General features: G+C 48.0%; 1 protein-coding gene. It reads left to right on the forward strand.

All coding sequences use genetic code 11. From position 1 onward, the window contains the following. On the forward strand, positions 1-1,419 hold a 1,419-nt coding region (locus tag R7035_RS25315), incomplete at both ends, for a glutamate synthase central domain-containing protein (protein ID WP_318146333.1).

Genomic DNA, 1,419 nt, shown 5'->3' on the forward strand with positions numbered 1-1,419 from the left:
CCCATACCGTGAATGGATGGAAAACAACGTTCGCAAACTAACGCCATTCTCTCAGTTACCTGAAGATCAAGTGGGTGAGCGAAGCTTCGATGAAGATTTGCTTAAGACCTATCAAAAGCAGTTCGCCATGACCAATGAAGAAGTGGATCAGGTTCTGCGCGTACTTGGCGATATGGGTCAAGAAGCCGTAGGCTCTATGGGCGATGACACGCCAATGGCAGTACTGTCTTCGAAAGAGCGTTTGGTTACCCATTACTTCCGCCAGAAGTTTGCTCAGGTCACCAACCCGCCTATCGATCCACTACGTGAAAAGCATGTTATGTCGTTAGCCACCAGTATAGGTCAGGAGATGAACGTCTTCTGTGAAACCGACGGCCACGCGCATCGAGTGACATTTGATTCTCCAGTGCTACTTTACTCTGACATGCAGCAGTTGCTTGAGCTGGGTGACGATCACTACCGCAATACCATTCTCGACATAAACTACGATCCACAAGAGAAAGATCTCAAACAAGCGATTGATGACTTATGTGATCAAGCTGAACAAGTGGTGCGAGAAGGTACCGTCTTAGTGGTTCTTTCCGACCGCGCATTAGTTAAAGGCAAGTTGCCAATTCCAGCCGCCATGGCTGTCGGCGCCGTGCAAACTCGCTTAGTTACAGCCAACCTTCGTTGTGATGCCAACATCGTCGCGGAAACCGCAACCGCACGTGACCCTCATCAATTTGCCGTATTGCTAGGCTTTGGCGCTACGGCGGTTTATCCGTATCTAGCTTATGAAGCGTTAGGCAAGTTGATTGACGATGGTGCCCTAGATAAAGACTACCGTGATGTTATGCAGAACTATCAGTATGGCATCAACAAAGGCTTGTACAAAATCATGTCGAAGATGGGTATTTCAACCATCGCCTCTTACCGTTGCTCACAATTGTTCGAAGCCGTTGGATTGAGCCGGGAAGTGGTCGACTTGTGCTTTAAAGGCGTAACCACTCGCATCGAAGGCGCAAACTTTGATGATTTCCAACAAGATTTAACCAACTTGTCCCGCAAGGCGTGGGCAAAACGTAAATCGATTGAACATGGCGGATTACTCAAATACGTACATGGCGGTGAGTACCATGCCTACAACCCTGATGTGGTTGGTACACTGCAAAAAGCGGTGAAATCTGGTGAAAGTAACGATTATCAAAGTTTTGCCAAACAAGTAAACGAGCGCCCTGTCGCGATGTTGCGTGACCTAATGACACTGAAAAAAACTGACTCGCCATTGCCACTTGAACGAATCGAACCTAAAACAGAATTGTTCAAACGTTTTGATTCTGCCGCCATGTCTATCGGAGCGTTGAGCCCAGAAGCACACAAAGCACTTGCAACGGCGATGAACCGTCTTGGTGGTTACTCTAACTCTGGCGAAGGTGG

It is taken from the genome of Vibrio sp. 1731 (genome assembly GCF_033339955.1).
In the GTDB taxonomy this organism is placed as follows: domain Bacteria; phylum Pseudomonadota; class Gammaproteobacteria; order Enterobacterales; family Vibrionaceae; genus Vibrio; species Vibrio alginolyticus.